Origin of the sequence: Mycoplasma sp. CSL10137 (assembly GCF_017116845.1) — a bacterium.
Classification (GTDB): Bacteria; Bacillota_I; Bacilli_A; order Mycoplasmatales; family Metamycoplasmataceae; genus Mycoplasmopsis.
This window is the reverse complement of record NZ_JAFIRE010000003.1, coordinates 21,894-41,876: the sequence shown is the minus strand read 5'-3', so window position 1 is coordinate 41,876 and position 19,983 is coordinate 21,894. Positions and strand designations below refer to the sequence as shown.

The window sequence follows — 19,983 nt, the reverse complement described above, 5'->3', positions numbered from 1 at the left end:
ATATGTATCAAAAATACAAGACAAATATTAATAAACAACAATTTTATATTTTAATTTCATTAATAGCGTTACTATCAGTAACATTATTAGTTTGGGTTTTAATACCATTTGGTTATGGTATTAATCCTAATTATATTAATAAAATTGAAGCAAATAATAATGACGAAGAAGTTAGTAAACTTGTTTCACAATTAGCAATGAAAACAATAATATCTTACATTGCAAACTCATTCGTGATAATATTTTTCTTGGTATATATATTACTTTTAAAAAATAAAATTAAAGCAGGATATCTATTCTTTATAATTTGAATTTTAGTATTTATAACTTTTATTGCAATGCCATTTTATGGTGGCTCAGAGCAAACAAGCCAATATACTAAATTTCAATTCTGGGTAGGTATCTTTGCTTCGTTTTTATCAGGAATAAATGCATTTACATTATTTGTATTTATGTTAAAATACCACATAGATAGAAAATTTCATTATTATGAATGATACAAAATACACAAAGGACGAAGCAAATAATTATGGAAGATTTAAAACTTTATAATTGATATGGCGAGTCATTTGATAATATTTTACCCCAAAGCTCAGGTAATATGGTGGCTTACAAAAAGCAAGTAAGAAACATATTTTTGAGAACAAGGGACAGAATAAAGTCTCAAGAGAGTATAGACAAAGATTTATACTTAAGAGCAAGAACAAAACTACAAGATAATTTAAAAAGAGAACTTGCGAGTCACAAAGTTGCCTACAAGAATAAACTTGCAGTTTTAAAAGATTCTATTAAAAAATTATCATACGCAGATTCAACAATCAACTTGTTGCAATTTGAAATCAATAAAATTAAGGCGTCTTTAAAGGATACAAAAAAATATGCAAAAGATTTTGTTTATTCTTTACAACAAAGCGCTGATGAAATTGATGTCAAATTAGATAACATAGAAAAATTAAAAACAAAAACTTATGTTGATGAAGAAGAATTGTTTAAAAAATTCGCTATTTACAACATAATGTATATTTATATTAAAAAAACAGGTAAGACCGATTTTGATATTAAGCTAATTCACGACGATCTATTACCAATAGAGCAGGAATGAGTTAAAAAACTTGATAATCCAAATCAATATTTCACTAATATTTATAATTCAGTTGAAAAACAAAGAATAAGTTTATACAATCGTAAACAAGAATTAATAAGAAAATACGAAGGAACTTATAAGTTACAAAAACAACTTTTCATTGAAGAAACAGAAGAAATTAAGTTAGTAACTAAACAGAAAATACTTGAATTAGAATATGAATATACAAAAAAATCTAATGAACTACTAGAACGTGCAAAAGAAACTAAAACAAAAGCGTTGGCGAAAATTGAAGAACAAAAAGAGATTATTTTAAATGCTGAAACAAAAAATAAAGCTATTGTAAAAGAAATAATCGATAATTCAAACAAACAAATTAAAGAAATAAAATCAAACTATAAAGAACAATTAAAATTAGTTAAATATCGCTCAATGATACAAAACACCAAAGATTTTATGAGTTTTTTATCAAAAAATGAAATTGATATTCCTCAATTAGACTATACATTCAAGAGTACTTTTACACTAGACGAAGCGAAGGAAATTTCTAATAAATTAAATAGTCAATTAAGTGATTTCTTAATCGAAAATAAAGAAAATCATTTTGTTCAAATTGCTCATTCTCAATTTTTTAGCAAAATTAATTTATTTAGAACATATTACGAATTCAAAAATTTATTAAAGTCACAATACAAAGAAAAAGTTGGTTTAAGTAAAGTTAAATATACTTATGAAGGTAAATTTAACTTAGAAGAATCTAAATCATTAAGAGATTTATTTATTGATTCTAGAAAAACTAGGTTAGCCTTTAGAAAAGAAAAAATAAAAGCTAAGTATGAACTTTTAGTTCTTAAACAAAAAGAAGTAGAAAAACTTAACAATAGAGATAACAAAAATATCGATGATTTAAGTTTTGAATTATTGACAGATAACGAAAAATTTAAGTTAGCAAAATCTAAAGCTATTAAGCAATTTAAAGATGAAAAAGCAGAATTAAAACGTAAAATAGCTTCAAAAGAAATTTCAAAACAAGCTTACAAAAATAAAATTTACGAATATAAAATTAATAAAAAAGAAACTATTCGTGAAACAAAATTAAAATCAATGTTAATGTCTAATAAAGAAATTCTAAGAACAGCATTTTGAAGGGAATTTTCTGAAGTTAAAGTTAACAAAAAAATATATGAAAGTAAAATAACAGAAGCGCAAAAAACTATACCAGTTGAAACAATGAAGAATTTAAGATTCCTAACATCATTTTTAGGATTTGTTTTTCCTGGATTATCAGAATTATTATTCTTCAAACAATATGTTAAAGGTACTTTATTAACATTGTTATCAACTTTTATATGAACAGTTATTATTCCATTTTCATTTGGTGCTTATTGAAGTAAAATGGGTGGAATTCCAGGATTTAGTGACCTTGGAAAAGGACTTCATAATTCATCACTAGGTATTTTTACGGATGCTCGTTTATATATATTTGGTGGTGTTATTTCGGTTGTTTTATTAGTTTTCGCATTAGCGTATTTATCCGTATCATCGATTAGTTCTTATCGTGTTGCTAAACAATTAGAATATGGTTCAAGACCAAGTAAATGAACACATACAAAAAGATGATTAAATACAAGTGGATTTCCATGGATGATTTCACTATTCGGTTGATTTTTAATGATTTTCATCGTTGCAACACCGATATTTACATCTATATTAATTTCATTTACCAACTTCGGTTATGAGCATCAAGCTCCGTCTCAAACAGTTGATTGAGTAGGGCTTAAGATGTGAGGATATTGATGAGTATTTAGAGAAAATAACTTGTTATTATCATTACAAAGAGTTATTGTTTGAACAATAATTTGAACAATATTATCTACATTAATTCCGATAAGTGTAGGTATTATAATTGCTGTATTAACAAACAGCCAAAGAATTAAATTTAAAAAAGTATTTAGAGTTATTTACATTTTACCTTGAGCAATTCCTGCGTTCGTTACACTTACATTTATTAAAAGTATGTTCCAAGGTGGGGACCAAGGTTTCATTAACTTAATTATGCTTAAAATAGGGTTAATTAGTGATGCCAAAAACTGATTAGCTGAAATAGGTACAACTAGAGTTCTTGTTATTATAGTTCAAACATGAATTGCTTATGCTTGAATCTTTATGTTAGTGACAGGTAACTTACAATCTATACCAAAAGATATTTATGAAGCTGGTTCAGTTGATGGTGCAAGAGGTGCACAGTTATTTAGATATTTAACATTACCTTCATTATTACTTTCAATTGCACCTATGTTAATTGGACAATTTGTTGGTTCATTCAACAACTTTACAACAATTTCTATATTCACAGGTGGTGGTCCTGCTTTTGCGAATCCTACTGTGTTTGGTGAAGCTTCAACAGATATCATTATTTCATGAGTTTATAAGTTAACACTTGGTACAGTTAAATTTGCCGGAGATCAAGCTTTCGCTGCCGCTTTAACAACTTTAGCTGCATTATTCAGTATTTCACTTGGTGCTCGTGGATTTATTAAATCAATGTCAAGGAGGGATTAAGAGATGTTTTCTAGAAAAAGAATTTATTCACATATTTTTGATGATATAAAAGTCAATAATAAAAAACTAGACAAAAAAAGATTAAATTTTAATGAATCAGATTCAAAACCTCCTACAACAATGGAAATAATTTGATTATTCTTTAATTATTTAATCTTAATAGTTTGAGCAATAATTGTGCTTTTCCCAATTGTTTCTCTAATTATTTCTGCTTTTAATATAAACAACCCACGTATTATTGCCATCACACCATTTAAATTTGGGTGAGAAAACTTTACATACTTATTCACAAGTGAGCAAAGTTATTTTGGTAGATGATATTTCAATACAATACTAATAGCCGTATTAACAATGGTTATTTCAACAATAGCAGTAGCCTTAAATGGTTATGCATATTCAAGATTTAAATTTGCTGGTTCTAAGCATTCATTGACAGTTATTATGATGCTTCAAATGATTCCAGCTACATCAGCTCTAATTTCGCTATATTTACTTATCAGAATGGGTAATTCATTAGGCTTCCCAACAATATTTATGTTGATTCTAATTTATGCAGGTGGTTCAATTTCTGGTAATACATTTATGTTGAAAAGTTATTTAGACACAGTGTCATCAGAACTAGATGATTCGGCAAAAGTTGATGGATGCAATAACTGAGGGCTATTCTTTAAAATATTAGTTCCAGTTATCAGACCTGCGTTAATTATGGTTGCTTTATGATCATTCTTGATACCATTTACAGACGTTATTTTACCTAAGTTTGTTTTATTTGAATTAAAAAATACAACACTTGCTGTTGGGTTAAGTTACTTTATTGATACTGAACCTAAACACGTTAATGCGGGTGCTTATGCTGCGGGTTCAATACTAGCTTCAGCTCCAGCGTTTGTATTATTTATGTACTTACAAAGATACATTGTAGGTGGATTAAGTGACGGAGCCGTGAAAGGATAATATATGAAAAACAATTTAGACCAAAATTTGACTTCAGATTTAGAAACAGGTTTTGAAACTATTGATTTAGATTCGATGCTTTCTGAAGTTGGGGAAATTTCTTCCACAAATAGCGGTGCCCACATTAATTTAGTAAATATTTCTAAAAAATATGAAGGAAACGAAAAATATACATTAGAAAATATTAATCTTGAAATTAAACCAGGTACCTTCTGTATCTTTTTAGGACCATCAGGTTGTGGTAAAACTACGCTTTTAAGAATGATTGCTGGTCTTAACTCAATTACTAAAGGTGATTTATTATTTAATAATAAAAGATACAACAACTTATTACCAAATGAACGTAATATAGCTATGGTTTTCCAATCATACGCTTTATACCCACATATGAATGTTTATAATAATATTTCATTTGGATTAAAAATAGCTAAAGAAAGAAAAGATATCATTGACCGTCGTGTTAAGGATGTTGCTAAAATTTTAAAAATAGATGAATATCTATATAGAAAACCTCGTGATTTATCAGGAGGTCAAAGACAACGTGTTGCGATAGGACGTGCTATCGCTAGAAAACCACTTGTTTTCTTAATGGATGAACCTCTTTCAAACTTAGATGCTAAATTAAGAGAAAGCATGCGTAGAGAAATTGTTAATATCCATAGAATGTTAAACACAACAAGTATTTATGTTACACACGACCAGTTAGAAGCTATGACAATGGGTGACCAAATTGTCGTGTTTAATGATGGAAAAATCCAACAAAGCGGTAAAGGTAAAGATTTATACTTTAGACCTGCAAACGTTTTTGTTGCAAAATTTATTGGTTCTCCAACAATGAATACTTTTGACGCAGTTTACAAAGGTGGTAAATTAACAGAAGTAAATAACAGTTTAGAAATTACTTTAGATGAAGAAGCTAAACAACATGTAAAAGAAAATCAAAAAATAGTTGTTGGTTTCAGATCTGAAGATTTAAAAATACATAATAAACAAGTTCCAAATTCAGTTTTAGGAAAAATAACAAATATTGAATTAATTGGTAAAGATCAACTTATCGCAGTAAAAGTTAATGAAGATTTAGAGTTTATTGTTAACGCATCAAATAGTGAAGAATTTGAATTATACTCACATGTGTATGTTGAATTCATAATACCAAGAATACATTTATTTGATAAAGAAACCGAAAACAGAATTAATTAACATGAAATTTTTAGAACATTTTAAAAATTATAAAGAAAGAAAAATTCTTTTATTCTTAATTACATTATTAGTATTTATTTCTTTAATATTCCAAATAGTAATGTATATTAATTTTTTCGATAGAATTGAAATCGAAAAAAATTGAATTAATGCTGGCCATGTATTAGTTCTAAACTGAAAAAAAGCTTCCCCTACTTATCAATTAACTGAGTTATTTCTATTTTTAAATACATTATTTGTATTTTCTGCAGTTATCATTCTTATTATTTTGTTTATTATGCAATATAAACTTTATAAAAATATAGGTAATGCTGATGAGTATTTTAAAAGTTTATACTTTTTAGTAACAGTTTTATTTGTTAGTGCATTTGCGATTATTTCATTACAACCTGAAAGTGTAAATCAAATTAATGTAATAACAATTAATAATGAACTTCGTGAAGTTAATAATACACTAAGTTATGATCTTAGTTATAAACTAATTTGATCTTCAATGTTTATGTCATTTATAGCATTAGTATTTACAATTAGCGCTAAAAAGAAATTTGGTTTTGTAACCAAAGATAAAATCCTAATGCCTTCAATTAATGGAAAAGACAATAGACTAAAGATGTTTTTAGGTAAAAAGACAACAACATTACCTATGTCTAGAAGTGACAAAATAACTGACCTAAAAAATAAAATTCAAGATGTATTAGATAACAAATAATATTAAAAAAACAACAGATCGATCTGTTGTTTTTTGTTTACACCTATCAAGAAAAAAATAAATATACTTTTAAATTTTAATAACTTATTATAATTCTATTACTATGAATTTAAAAAATAAAGCATTAAAAAAATATTACAATTTAATATATAAAAAATATTTAAAAAATCAACTTAGAAAAGAATATGCTAAGTGAGATGACCCCAAATATAATGATAACATTAATCAAACTTATAAAGATTTATGAAAAAACGCTCCAAAAGCGGAACCTTTACAAAATTACAAGAATACAAATATAATGTATCAAGTCTTAGTTTATTCATTTGCAGATGGTAATAATGATGGTATAGGAGATTTTATTGGTTTAAAAAATAAACTAGACTATTTATCGAATTTAGGTGTAGACCAAATTTGATTATCCCCATTGCATCCGTCATCAAGCTATCATGGATATAATGTTAAAGATTATTGTAATGTTGCTGATCAATTAGGTGGAATGGATGCATTTATTGATTTTTTAAGTGCAGCACATAAGAAAGGAATAAAAGTTTATTTAGATTTAATTTTTAACCATACATCTTTTGAACACCCTTGATTCCAAAAAGCTATCGAAGGAGATGAGTTATATAAAAAATATTATAGAATTGAACCGGATTTAGATATAAATGACCCTGACGTTAAATTAGATAAAGAATTTTATAGAAAAAGTTTTCCTAAGATTAATCAAAAACCTACCAATAAACATTATTTAGCAAGATTTTCGTATTCTATGCCTGATTTAAACTTAGATAACAAAGTTGTTATTGACGAGTTAGTAGAAATACAAAAATTTTGAACTGCAGTTGGAGTTGATGGTTTTAGATATGATGCAATAGCTGAATATTTTTCGAGTGAAATAGAAACTAAAAACAACTTTAATGAGGCTAAAATATTTTCTATTTTAAGAAAAGCAAGTGATGAAATTACAAAACCAGCAGGACGTGATGATGTATTTATGGTCGGAGAATGAGTTTTCACCGATACATTTAAAGGGTTGCAATATTTAAAAGACGGAAATGAATTAGGTCTTAACACCGTTTATGATGGATTCAAATATTTTAGACAAAATACAGATGTTAGAATTCCGTATAAAGATTTAAAAGATTTAGTGAAAAAATATGAAGAAGCTTCACCTATAAGTAGATGAATGCCATTTATAGATAATCATGATACTAAAAGATGATTAGATGTTTTTAGAGAAGAAGTTTCTAAAAACAAACCACATCAATTGACTAAAAAACTAACAGAATTAGAAAAAGATAATTTAAAAATTACTTTATTCCAATTAATGGCACTACCTGGAAATCCAATTATTTATCAAGGTGATGAATTATATTATTTTGGTACAAGATACTATGGTGATCCATCATTAAGAGAACCAATGAAATGATCAAATCCACAAGAAAATTGTTTTATCTATGACGGGATTGTAATCGAAAACTTAGAAGAATATATTTTATTAACTTCTGCAACTCAATTGCCTGTAATTGAAGAAGCTATTAAGGTGGAGAATTCACCTTATAGTTTGATTCAATATATGTCTAAATTACGTGAAGAATATCCTTTCTTAAAAGAAACAAATTCTGACACAATTGCTGACCCTTATACATTTATAGATACTGACGATTATTCTAGTGTTACAGTTAGAAAAGCTCCTGAACAAGATAAAGAATTCTTACTGTTCGCGTTTTGTAATTATAAAAATGAAAAATTGAACTTCATAAAAATTTCGAGAGATTATCATTTTAAACCCGTTTTATTAAACAAGACAAAAAATTATGGTTGAAACTTTGAGATGGAGCAAGGTGGATACGCAATATTTAAATTGATAAAAAAATAAGAATTTTTTTATTTTAAATTTGGTAAAATTGTGATATGGTAAACGCAAAAAACAGAAAAAAAATTAATGAAGAACTAGTTTCTAAGGCAACTCCAAAAATATTAAGTAAAACCAATGAGGTAGTAAAATATTTAATTGATTTAATAGTAACTAGAAAAGTTCCTGTAAACAAAATTATGCCATCTGAGCACGCATTAATGGAAATGTTCAAATGTTCTAGAAGTGTAGTTGTTGGTGCTTATCAAAAACTATACGCGCTTGGTGCTGTTTACACAATATCCAAAAGAGGTCACTTTGTAGCGGAGAATTTTTATAATTTAATTAAACCCGTTAGTTTTTTAATGGGTGCTGACAGAGTTAGAGGTATTGAGATAGAAGAACCAACAGAACCGGATTGATTTCATGAAAAAAGAATAATTTTTGTTGAAGGATTCAGACAATTTCGTACAACTTACGAAATTGAAGGTAAAGTAATTGCTGAAGCAGATATATTCTTATCTATAAAAAACGTTGATCAATTTGAACCAATTAGTTTAAATAAACCTATTATTGACACTTTAGCTGAAAGAAGTAGTTTGACAAATATTGTTTATGAGTTGAAATATGAAAATGTAAAACTGTTTGGAGAAGATAAATTAGTTGTTATCACAATGTGAGGATACGACAATGAAAGCATTAGTATCGCAGCCAAGTTTTATATTAAACCAGAAAACTTTATTTTCTTTCACCAAGAATTTTCATTATATTAAAAAATGACTATTACAAATGTTTTAGTCATTTTTTATATTAATAAATCCTTTGTGAAATGGTAATTTTAATTTAGATTTGGTAACGTGAACAGAATAATAATTAGGATTGATATTAGTAATTTTTTTAATTTTTAATAAAGATTCATCATAATCAAAATAAAGTAAGATTCAAATATCTGGATCGTAAGAATAAATAGAATTAATCAAATCATAAATCTGATCGCCATCAGATTTTTTGTTAATTAAATTAAGTAGTTTATTAATTGCTTTATAGTTTAATTCACTTGAATTAGATGCTAACAAAAGATTTAAGTAAATTTTTTCACCAAAATAATTAAAGCTTGGAAGCGGATTATCAGCACTGAATTTTTTATTAATTGAAATTTGTTCACTATTATATGTCTTTAATTTTAAAAAAGATTGTAAATCTATAACTATCTCATATGGGTTTGAAAGTTGTTTATCTTTAATTGCTTTTTCAAGTGAGTTTCCAAAAAGAGAGTATACAAAATTTCTTTGATGAGCAATTTCATCGAATTTAACTAATATTTTATTCTTTTCAATATTTTCCATATAAAAATTATATAAAAAAATAGACATAACAACATTGTTATGTCTTAAAATATATTTTTTGTAATGACTACTTGTAATATATTCGCCTTTTAAGTTTAAATAGTGACAATTAGGTTTTATATAAATTGATATATTATATTTTATTATTATATGATTAATATATCTTGACTTTGTTTTTCTAAATAAAAATCTATTTAGTGTTTCAAATATATAGCTTCACAGATAATTTTATTTAGTTTTGTGAATTTTAAGTTTTTTATGTATGATAATCTAAATTTATATAAAGAAAAAAATGATTATTAACTAGTAAATAAAATTCAATTAATCTTATTTTTTGCTAAAGGTGAATAAAAAAACAGAACTTATAAAATAAATCCTGTTTTTAGATAAACATTTTATTTAATAGTGTTTTTTTAATATTTTCTAATTTTTCTTTCTTTTTTTCAAGAAGTTTTATATGTCAAAATAATGTTTTTGTTAAAAAGTATATCTTTTCTTGTTCTCTTTTTTCGGGTTTATCAACTTCAATGTTTTTTAAATCATTAAACAATATTGTTTTACCCATTCTTATTCCATAAGTTATTGGGATTAGTTTATTAATAAAGTTTTTAGATTTAAATATAATTTCAAAATATTTTGGATAATCTTCGCTTAAGTTTTTAATTTTTAATACTTTATATGCCGGACTAGTAACGCCAATATATTCAGAAAATGCAAGGCCATTTTGGAAAGTTGATAAATGTAAAACAAAATCATTTACATCTACTTTATTAAATTTAATAATGTTATCAGTATTAAACGATATTGTTAAGTTTAAGTTCTTTCTAGGTTGCATTCCATCATATTTAGTTGCTGTTAGTACTTCTAAATCTTTAGCACCTTTAATATTATTTTCATAAAGAATATCTCCGACTTGTTTTTTATCTCATGAATTGTTAAATTCTTTAAATCTTATTGTGGGGATTTTGTCTTGACCGCTTATAAACATCTTTTTAAGTAGAAATTCTTTAATATTTTTCATTTTTTCTAACTTACGCTGAAGTAGTGTGATTGATTTTCTAAGATTATCTATTAATAATGATATTTTTTGCATTTCCCTTTTGTTAATAGGTATATTTATTTGGGTATTTAAAAAATTATTAACGTTAAGATTATATCTAGAAATACCTTGAGATAATTTTATTATCTTATTTCTAATATTTTTAGTTCTTAATAAATACGCTAAAAAATTAGGTTCAATATTTTTAACATTATATGGTCTAACCCCAAAACAAAAACTGTTCAAATAAATATTTTTTTCTGTTTTAAAATTAAAAACAGAAGCCATACCAGAATCAATAATAGTTTCAGATGATGTTGGTATTAAAACATCACCTATTTTAACTTTGTTTTGCGCGTTTTTAATATTTACATAATTATTGGGTAAAAAATCAATGATGTTATTATTAAAAACATCTAAATATGATATATAAATTGATTTTCCGCCCACAAAGTTTTCTTTAGTTAGTCCGGTTAAACCGCTAAATTTATAGCCAATTTCGTTTATATTTTTATGTACTCAAGCGTTAGTAAATTAAATTATTTAAAAAATGTCTTTTTTACTATTGTTTCTTTGTGTTTTTTTAATATAAATTCAGACTTTTAATCAATACAAACTAAAAAAGAAGATAATTTTATAATTAAATGTCTTTTTACTTTCTTATTTTGAGATATTTTAATGATTTTGAAGGGTAATCAAACTATATTTATTTTTTATATTTATTTTTAAGAAATTTTTTTAAAAATAAAATGAAAAAATACCTACTACTTTTTATAAAAAATGTAAATATTTTTTATAAGTAACCCTATATGGTGTCGTCAAAAATTAAATATGGTAAAATATTTATAAATTTAAAGCATTATACGGAGAAAAATATGAGTAATAATAACGATTTTAAGCCACAAATTAGATTTAAGGAATTTACTAACGCTTGAGTACAAGATAAAGTAGGTGATATTTTTAAAGTAACAAATGGAAAAACGTTAAATATAAGTGAATTAAAATTTAAAAAACAAGGAGCTTTCATTTTTCCTGTATACTCTTCAAGCACTATTGGGAGCGGAATTATAGGTTATACCAATACTTATTTATTCGAAAAAGCTATAACTTGATCCACTGATGGTTATGTTGGTAACCTAAAATTTAGACAAGAAAAGTTTTTTGCAACTGGTCATTGTGGTGTATTATTGAGCGATAAAAAGGTTGGTTTTTCATTAGCACATGCCATAGATAAAAACGCATATAAATACGTTAAGGGTGGCGCAATACCAACATTAAAAAATGTAGATATGTATAGTGTATTATTCAAACATCCGAACAATTCAAAAGAAGAAGCGAAAATTTCATCATTAATTTCAAATATTAACTCATCAATCGCACTACTTCAGCGTAAGTTAGAAAAAATGAAAAATATTAAAGAATTTCTACTTAAAAAGATGTTTGTAAGCGGTCAAGCGCAATTTCCTGAAATTAGATTTAAAGAGTTTACTAATCCTTGAGTACAACAAGAAATAAATAAATTATTATTTAATAAAACATCATTAGTCAAGGTTGTTACAAAAAATGACTTGATTGGTTCTCCTATTTACCAGCAAGGAGCAAATGAAATTTTTGGATACTCCTTAAATAAGGGTTATTATGTAGATTTTAAATCTGTTCTATTATTTGGAGATCATACATTTTCTTTAACGTTACCAAAAACTTCTTTTTTCATAAAGGGTGATGGAATAAAGGTTTTGAAATCTTATGACAAAGATGTTAACTTCATATATTTTTCTATTAAATCAAAAGGATTGAAATCAATAGGATATCGTAGGCATTTTAATTTATTAAAAGAAATGTTTATAGGAACATCTAAGTTTGAAGAAGAAACTAAAATTACACTGTTTTTTAAAAAATTAGAATCTTCAATCGCACTACTTCAACGAAAGATAGAAAAACTAGAAAATATTAAATCAACTTTGCTAAATAAAATGTTTGTTTAAAAACAGAACTTATTCTTTTAGTAAGTTCTGTTTTTATTAGATTTTATTTAATAACTTTTAAATTAATTTTTATTAAATCCATTCTAATAAATATAAATTAATTAGTGCGTTATTACAAATGATTTATTACACTATTTTAATAAATTCATAATAAAATTTTTGTATTAAATATTAATTAAATATGTAAAAATAGAGTTTCGAAATAATGCCCATTTATTATTCCTAAAATTACTAAATTCCATAAAAGTTAAAATAAACTTAAGCATAATTTTATTTTTTTAATACATCAAAAAATGGCGATTTTATTTAGCGCTCTTAACAAAAGTAAAAAAAAGATTTTTTAGGCTTTGTAATTAATTAAAAAGTGTTTATTTTGTTATAATTAATATAAAATTAAAAGTTTATAAAAAAGGAGCTTTATGGCAAAAGGACAAAAGTCATTTTTTGAACGTTTAACAGAAGTTAATGACTCATATGATGAAAAAAAACAAAATAAAAATACTACTAACAAAAAGAAAAGAAATTATATAAATATTGCTATTTTATCAACTTTAGGAGTTGGTGCTTTTTTAGGTATAACAATACCTGCAGTTATAAATAGTACAAAAGTAAATTATGAACAACCAACTAAAGATGATGTAAATGTTTTGGAATTTAAAAATAGTAATGGTGTTGTAACAAAAATCAATGTTAAAGAACTAACTAATGTTTTAACAGATACAAGTAAAACAAACCAAAGCAAAGTAAGTTCTTTATATAAAAAGATTATTCTAGAGTGATACAAACAAGAGCAACGTGCTTCTCAAATATATGAACATATTTTTAATAATTCATTGATTGCAGGCGAAACAGTTAGAAGTGATATTAAATTAAAGAAAATCGAAGATATCGAAAAAGAACAAAAAGCAAAGATTGATGAAGAAAGAAATAATATTCAAAAGAAATATCCTTTTCAAACATGAGAAAAAGCATTTCTTGAAAAACTACAATCAGATGAATTTGGAAAAAGCAATACAGTAGAAGAAGCTACTGAATATTTAGTATTTAAAGAAATTGAAAATGAAGCATTAAGACGTTTTGCAATTGAGGTTAAAACTTATGATTTAAATTACATTAATAGAGTTGCACAAAGAGATATTTATGATATCGATGAATTTGGTAACACTTTACCTCAAAAACTTTTATTCCACAAAGGTGATAAAGTATTTTCATTTTACAAAGAAAATGAAAATTATTATACAGATTCTTCAGTTGCTAATAAAGCAGTTACATTTACAACCCGTTCATTTATTGATAAGTTAAAAGATCCTACTGAGTTAATTAATACTTACTTTAGTTCAAATTCTTTAATGAATGTTGAGTCTATAATTTTACCGGGTGCTCATGATCCTGAATTAACAAAACCATTTAAATTCGATGATAAATCAAAAGAGAAATTAATAAACCTTTTAAGTTATTCTTCAATAATTAAAACAACTACAAATAATGGTAATCCAACAACATCTAGAGAATTTATACAAAACGTAGAATTGTTCAAGAAATTTAAAGCTGCAAGCGAATACTCATTAATTAAAGAAAATCAAACAAGCGAAGAATTTCAATATGATAAAACATTATATTCAAGTTATATTGAATCTTTAACATTAACAAAATCAGACTCACTTTTAAAAAGCGCATTAGTTACTTTTAATGATTTATTCACTTCAAACCAAGAGCAAGCTTTAGGAATTATTGCTAAAGATGAACTTTCAAAAGGAGATAAAAAAATTCCAGAAATAAACTTAAATGAAATTTACAAATTACCTACAGGAGTAAATTCAAGTTTAGAATCTGAAATAGATAAGTTGCAAAAAGAACTTAAAACAATGGAATCTCAAACAAATAACGAACAAGAATTTATCGAAAAAACAACTTTATTAAATAGTTATATTTCTAGATTAATTAATTCAATGGATAATGCTCAATTTGAAAAGTGAATAAAAGATACATTCAACAACCACTTTAATATAAATATTGATAATAAAAATTATGTTTCTACAGTTTATAAAGTTAAAGATAAAGATGGTTACTATGCTTTATTAAATGCGACAGGAATTAATTTATTCAAAGTAACGATGGTTCAAGAAAAAGATCAATATATTAAAATGTTCAAAGACGACATGATTAATGTATTAAAAGGTTTTTCTACTCATTTTGATTTAGTTAATAAAATTAATAAAAAACTTAGCGAAGAACAAATAGTTGTTAAAGCTTTACAAGATGATGCGCTTAAAGCAACATTAAAAAATATTGATAATCCCTCTATAACTGATAAAAAAGAAAAATATAACGATCAAGTTCTTGAAGAATACTCAAATATTGCTTACTCAATTTCTAACGGTAAAGTTAGTGTTGAAATAACAAATAATTTAGACAAAATTGATAAATGAATAAAAGATACTTATAATTCTGAAACAAACTTAAATTTAAGTTATAAAGATGCAAAAATGAAAGTTGCTTATTACGATACAACTAATAAAACATTTAGTTATTCTGAAGAAAGTGCGTTTGATTTATACGAAAGTGCATTAAGAAAAATGTTAAAACAAGGAGAGGATAAATAATGATAAAATGATTTAAAAAAGTAATTTTGCCAGTATCATTAGCTTCTATTAGTGTTGCTGCTATTTCTTGTGGTAGAACAGCTGATTCGATTGAAAAAACTCAACAAGACGAATTATTTAAAGACGCAAAAGTTAAAACAGAAGTAGAAAACTTATGAATTGAAAATGTTTTAAAAAATTACTATCAAGTTGATGAAAATGCTAATTTAATTTCAAATCAAGAGTATAAAGAAGCTGCTTTCCAAACTTATAAAACATACGTAGAATATCAAAATCAAAAAGATTCTAAATATTTAGAAAAACAAATTACAAATTTGCTTTCATTAGGTGTTTTAAACCAAGAAGAATTTAAAGTGTTAGAAAAAGCGTATAGTTTTAAATCATTACCAACTTTAGACCAATTTACAATTTTATATAACAATAAATCAGCTGATGTTAGATTATTGGTTAATAAACAACTATTAGTTAATAAATATTTAACAATTTCATCAAAAGAAGAATTAGAAAAAATTGATAACTCTAAATATACAAGAAATAAAGATAGATTTGATCAAAATAACTTTTTGTTAATTGATTATATTCTTGACAAAAATTATGTTCAATTATGACAATTTAAATCAGACAAAGAACAAGATTTATTTACTACAAAATACAAAACGATTTCAAACATAAATGATTACAATGCTATAGCATTAAAAAACTATACAACAGATAATGTTGTATCATCTAATTTATTATTCTCAAATAATAAAAACCTCGAAACAAAATTAGGTGGTTATGTTGGTATCCAAAAAACTCCTTTTAGCTTTGATAATTCTATAGCAGCTTTATCAGAAGATAATGTTGTTATGAGTGGTTTCTATAATTATTCAACTAATAAACTAGTCAAGGTAAATGAAGACGAAAGTTTAGAAGAGTCTATCAAAATAACAAATAATGATGGAAAAATAAATATATCTTATTTAAATAGAATTATGCCTTTAACAAAAAAAGTTACTAATCCAGATGATAAAGAAAAAGAAATGACAATCTTTACAATGGAAAACACTATTTTTGCTCCTAATTTATTAATTTTAACTACAATTTTATCAGTTAATGATGAATCGCTTTACAATAAAGCCGTTGAAGCTTTTGTTGCCTTAGGGAATAAATTAACAATAACAGAAAATGAAACATTAAAAAAATCATTAGAAGGATCAAAATTCCTTGGCTAGTATTTTTACAAAAATTATAAATAGAGAAATTAACTCTAATATAATTTATGAAGATGATAAGGTTATATCTATTTTAGATGTTAATCCTAAACAACCTGGACATTTTCTAGTTATCCCTAAAATTGAAAAAGAAAATCTTCTTGAACAAAGTGAAGAAGAAGTTAATTATTTAATGAAAATAGCTCGTCAATTAGCTACTGAAAAAATAAAAAATAATGAAGCTACTGGATTTAAAATTGTAATTAACACCGGAAAAAGTGCTGGACAAGAAGTTATGCACACACACGTTCATGTAGTACCATATAAATAATAATCGCTTTGCGATTATTTTTATATAATATATCTTTAAAGGAGTTGATATGAAGTTAATATATTCAATATGATTTCAATTAGGTAACTTGGCAAATTTACCTACTTTGGCATCATCAAGCGTTTCGCAATCTAGTCAATCAAGTTATACTAACGATGAATTTAATAAAATAAAAGAAGAATATAAAAAACTTTTTAGTAAGTATTTTACTAATAATAACTTTATTTCTCAAATTGATTCTATTGAAAACACAACGAAAGAACAAGTAAAAAATAAAGTTATAGAAATATTAAAAAATACTTATAAAAATATTATTTCTGATATCTTTTTTACTCAAAGTAACAATAATTATAATTCTATAGAGCTAGAGCGTTCAATCAAAGAAAAAATAAACAATAATAATAGCTTTGAAATAGATAGTTGAGATCTAATGATATCTAGCGTGCTAGTTGATTTAGGTCATAAATGAATTGATGAAACAAGAGAAAATTTTACTTATACCGAATTAATGGATGATTTACCAAAATCTAAATGAACTATAAAACAAGAGAACAAGACCGCTTATCAGTATTGATCAAATATAGCAAGAACTATATTTAGTGGTTTTTACGTAGATTCTATTAATGGTGATTCTTGATTTAGCGAAGATGATACAGAACATTCTCAAGAAGAAACTGAAAGAATATATTTTAAAAATGCTATTGAGCCGAAACTATATCTTTTAAATATGGATCCGGAACTTAATCATGACAATAAAAGTTTAAATTTAAGAAATAACGAAGAAATAAAAACATTAATATCAAAACTAAACTTGAATGATTTAAATACTTACAAGGAACTTTTAAATAAATATGGATATTTATTCAAAAGAGACTTTTATAGATATCACGAAAATATTGATTATTCTTTCAATGAAATTTGAATGATAAATCCAGCAATTGTTTTTAAAAATGAATCCATTTTAGATGAAAATTCAGTACCTTATAATAAAGTTATAAATTATATTAAAAACTACTATTTAGAAGATGTTTTAGAATTGCTAAACTTTAATTTGAATGATGATTTTTTAAATGATTGACCTACTAAAATAAACTTTAATAATAAGCTAAACGATAACGCTTCTTTAATTTACTATAATTTAAGTTTGCCTTTAATAAATCATCTTAAAACCCAAGTTTTTAATTCTATTTTTGATTATTACAATATTTCACAAGATGAGCAAAACAGAATTTGAAGTCTATTCCAAGAAACTCCACAGGAAAGAAATTTTTTGTTTGATACTGTCGGAATTTATGAATTATCAGATAAAAAAATACTTAGTGCAATAAGACCTAAAGTATCATTTTTTAATTTGAAATTAAAAATCCAAGAAGCTTTAAATGAAATAGGTAAAATTGTTAAACCTGAGCTTAATGTGGTTAATGAAAATTTTAGATTCCATAATTATACATTAAATGAAATATTGCCTAAAAATAACAAACACAATGAAACTAAATTAGATAATGAAAATCATTCAGATGATAAGGTAGAAAAAAACGAAAAAAAAGATGAAATTACTTCTAATGAAGAAAAAAACATTTCAAATAAAGAGGATGATAACCAAATTTCGAATAAAAACAATGAAACTCCAAAGGAAAATAAACAAAAAATAGAAGAAATTAGAGAAACTAATCAAAAAAGTCAAAGTAATAATTCAAATAATAGTAAAAAAAATCTAGAAAAAGAACAAAACAAAGGAAATTCAAATTATAATATCAAAAAATTTCTTTTAATTGCCTTAATTGCGTTAGGTATAATATCTTCAGGAACAATATTTTTATTGATTTTAAGAAAAAAGATGTTATCTAAATAAAAAAATCATTATAGCCATGTAGAAAAAAGTAACATGAAAATGTTATTTTTTTATATAAATTATGAGTCTATTTTTGCGTTGTAAAATAAGTAAAAAGGATCTGTTAAAACAATTTATCCATAAAACAATTCAAACATTTTTGATTAACTTTTATGATATAAAAAATAACTTTTGTCCCAAATATTATTAAATTGTCCCAAGTGTGATATACTTTTAATATAGCAAAGGAGCAAAAATGAAAAAAGCAAGAATTCTAAATTTAATAAAATATTTTTCAGAAAAAAATGATATAGCTTTCAAAAATGAAGCATATGAAATTGCTAGTGAATTTGATCGAATGGGTGACTATTCACTTGCAGAATATATAATGGGTTTATTATCAGAAGGAAACACTTTTTTTCCTCAAATGATAGTAGATAATCACAATTTTATTAAAAAAATAAAGACAAGTAGCAAATCACTGCCTATACCAGATATCATTAAAGAGGATGTTATAGGGATCATTAATGCTACTACAAGAGATATTGGTATTAATAAATTTCTTTTTGTTGGGCTGCCCGGCACAGGTAAAACCGAAACTTCGAAACATATAGCAAGAATTTTAGGAAGAGAACTATTTGTTGTAGATTTTTCCACAATAATTGATAGCAAATTAGGACAAACTAGTAAAAATATTTCAAAATTATTTGACGAAATAAATAATTTAAGAATGCCTGATAAAGTGGTTATTTTATTCGACGAAATAGATGCTTTAGCTATGGAAAGAGTTGATTCGAATGATTTAAGAGAAATGGGGAGGGCAACTACAGCTGTTTTAAATGGTTTAGATCAATTAAATGATAAGGTTATATTAATAGCAACCACAAACTTATATAAACATTTTGATAAGGCGTTAATTAGAAGATTTGATTCAGTAATTAATTTTGACAGATATAGTAGAGATGATTTAATTGATATATCAGAAATAATATTCAATGATTATATTAAGAAAATGGATAATGTCGGTAAAAATATAAGACTTTTTAGAAAAATTATTAATTTATATGAGGCAATACCATATCCGGGTGAATTAAAAAATATAATTAGAACTTCTTTAGCATTTAGTAAATTAGATGAAGAATTTGACTATTTAAAAAGATTATATAATACCGTGAAAAATGGAAGAAAAATTGAAATAAAAGAATTACAAACATTGGGCTTTACACTAAGAGAAATAGAAATTTTAACAAGCATATCAAAAAGTCAACTATCTAGAGAATTAAAGGAATAA

The 19,983-nt window shown here is 25.0% G+C and carries 15 protein-coding genes; 13 read left to right on the top strand and 2 right to left on the bottom strand.

The window, feature by feature from the left end; all coding sequences use genetic code 4:
• The first annotated feature begins 2 nt into the window (after positions 1-2).
• The 7 genes from JXZ92_RS02040 (at position 3) to JXZ92_RS02010 (ending at position 9,137) form a co-directional block, all read left to right on the top strand.
• A complete protein-coding gene (locus JXZ92_RS02040; RefSeq protein ID WP_205852127.1) occupies positions 3-527 on the top strand; it encodes a hypothetical protein in 525 nt (174 codons plus the stop codon).
• Entirely contained in the window at positions 494-3,646 is a 3,153-nt protein-coding gene (locus tag JXZ92_RS04205) for an ABC transporter permease subunit (RefSeq protein ID WP_374967675.1), read from the top strand. The genes JXZ92_RS02040 and JXZ92_RS04205 overlap by 34 nt, the downstream gene beginning before the upstream one ends.
• 3 nt (positions 3,647-3,649) lie before the next feature.
• Positions 3,650-4,600 (top strand): sugar ABC transporter permease, encoded by a 951-nt coding sequence (locus tag JXZ92_RS02030; RefSeq protein ID WP_205852126.1) that lies wholly within the window; start codon positions 3,650-3,652, stop codon positions 4,598-4,600.
• A 3-nt stretch (positions 4,601-4,603) separates the two neighbouring features.
• Positions 4,604-5,800, top strand: coding sequence for an ABC transporter ATP-binding protein (locus JXZ92_RS02025; protein ID WP_205852125.1), 1,197 nt, complete (start codon positions 4,604-4,606; stop codon positions 5,798-5,800).
• Between the two features lies 1 nt (position 5,801).
• Positions 5,802-6,509, top strand: a complete 708-nt coding sequence (locus tag JXZ92_RS02020; protein ID WP_205852124.1) for a hypothetical protein — start codon at positions 5,802-5,804, stop codon at positions 6,507-6,509.
• Between the two features lie 103 nt (positions 6,510-6,612).
• Positions 6,613-8,388 carry an alpha-amylase family glycosyl hydrolase gene (locus tag JXZ92_RS04200; RefSeq protein ID WP_205852123.1) on the top strand — a complete coding sequence of 592 codons (1,776 nt, stop codon included), beginning with the start codon at positions 6,613-6,615 and terminating at the stop codon, positions 8,386-8,388.
• 35 nt (positions 8,389-8,423) lie between these two features.
• Positions 8,424-9,137, top strand: a complete 714-nt coding sequence (locus JXZ92_RS02010; protein ID WP_205852122.1) for a winged helix-turn-helix domain-containing protein — start codon at positions 8,424-8,426, stop codon at positions 9,135-9,137.
• A 21-nt stretch (positions 9,138-9,158) separates the two neighbouring features.
• Here JXZ92_RS02010 and JXZ92_RS02005 read toward each other — a convergent pair whose 3' ends face one another.
• Entirely contained in the window at positions 9,159-9,710 is a 552-nt protein-coding gene (locus tag JXZ92_RS02005) for a hypothetical protein (RefSeq protein ID WP_205852121.1), read from the bottom strand.
• Positions 9,711-10,092: 382 nt separating this feature from the next.
• Positions 10,093-11,199: a restriction endonuclease subunit S gene (locus JXZ92_RS02000; protein WP_205852120.1), complete on the bottom strand. Its 1,107-nt coding sequence runs from the start codon at positions 11,197-11,199 to the stop codon at positions 10,093-10,095.
• Between the two features lie 425 nt (positions 11,200-11,624).
• Between JXZ92_RS02000 and JXZ92_RS01995 the strand changes: the two genes are divergently transcribed.
• From JXZ92_RS01995 to JXZ92_RS01970, 6 genes are all read left to right on the top strand, one after another.
• Positions 11,625-12,734: a restriction endonuclease subunit S gene (locus JXZ92_RS01995; protein WP_205852119.1), complete on the top strand. Its 1,110-nt coding sequence runs from the start codon at positions 11,625-11,627 to the stop codon at positions 12,732-12,734.
• 419 nt (positions 12,735-13,153) lie between these two features.
• On the top strand, positions 13,154-15,337 hold the full coding sequence (locus JXZ92_RS01990; protein ID WP_205852118.1) for a HinT-interacting membrane complex protein P80: 2,184 nt from the start codon (positions 13,154-13,156) through the stop codon (positions 15,335-15,337).
• Positions 15,337-16,551, top strand: a complete 1,215-nt coding sequence (locus JXZ92_RS01985; protein ID WP_205852117.1) for a HinT-interacting membrane complex lipoprotein P60 — start codon at positions 15,337-15,339, stop codon at positions 16,549-16,551. Before JXZ92_RS01990 ends, JXZ92_RS01985 begins: the two co-directional genes overlap by 1 nt.
• Positions 16,544-16,861: a histidine triad protein HinT gene (gene hinT / locus JXZ92_RS01980; RefSeq protein WP_205852116.1), complete on the top strand. Its 318-nt coding sequence runs from the start codon at positions 16,544-16,546 to the stop codon at positions 16,859-16,861. Before JXZ92_RS01985 ends, hinT begins: the two co-directional genes overlap by 8 nt.
• Positions 16,862-16,910: 49 nt before the next feature.
• Positions 16,911-18,713, top strand: a complete 1,803-nt coding sequence (locus JXZ92_RS01975) for a hypothetical protein (RefSeq protein WP_205852115.1) — start codon at positions 16,911-16,913, stop codon at positions 18,711-18,713.
• 235 nt (positions 18,714-18,948) lie between these two features.
• A complete protein-coding gene (locus tag JXZ92_RS01970; protein WP_205852114.1) occupies positions 18,949-19,983 on the top strand; it encodes an ATP-binding protein in 1,035 nt (344 codons plus the stop codon).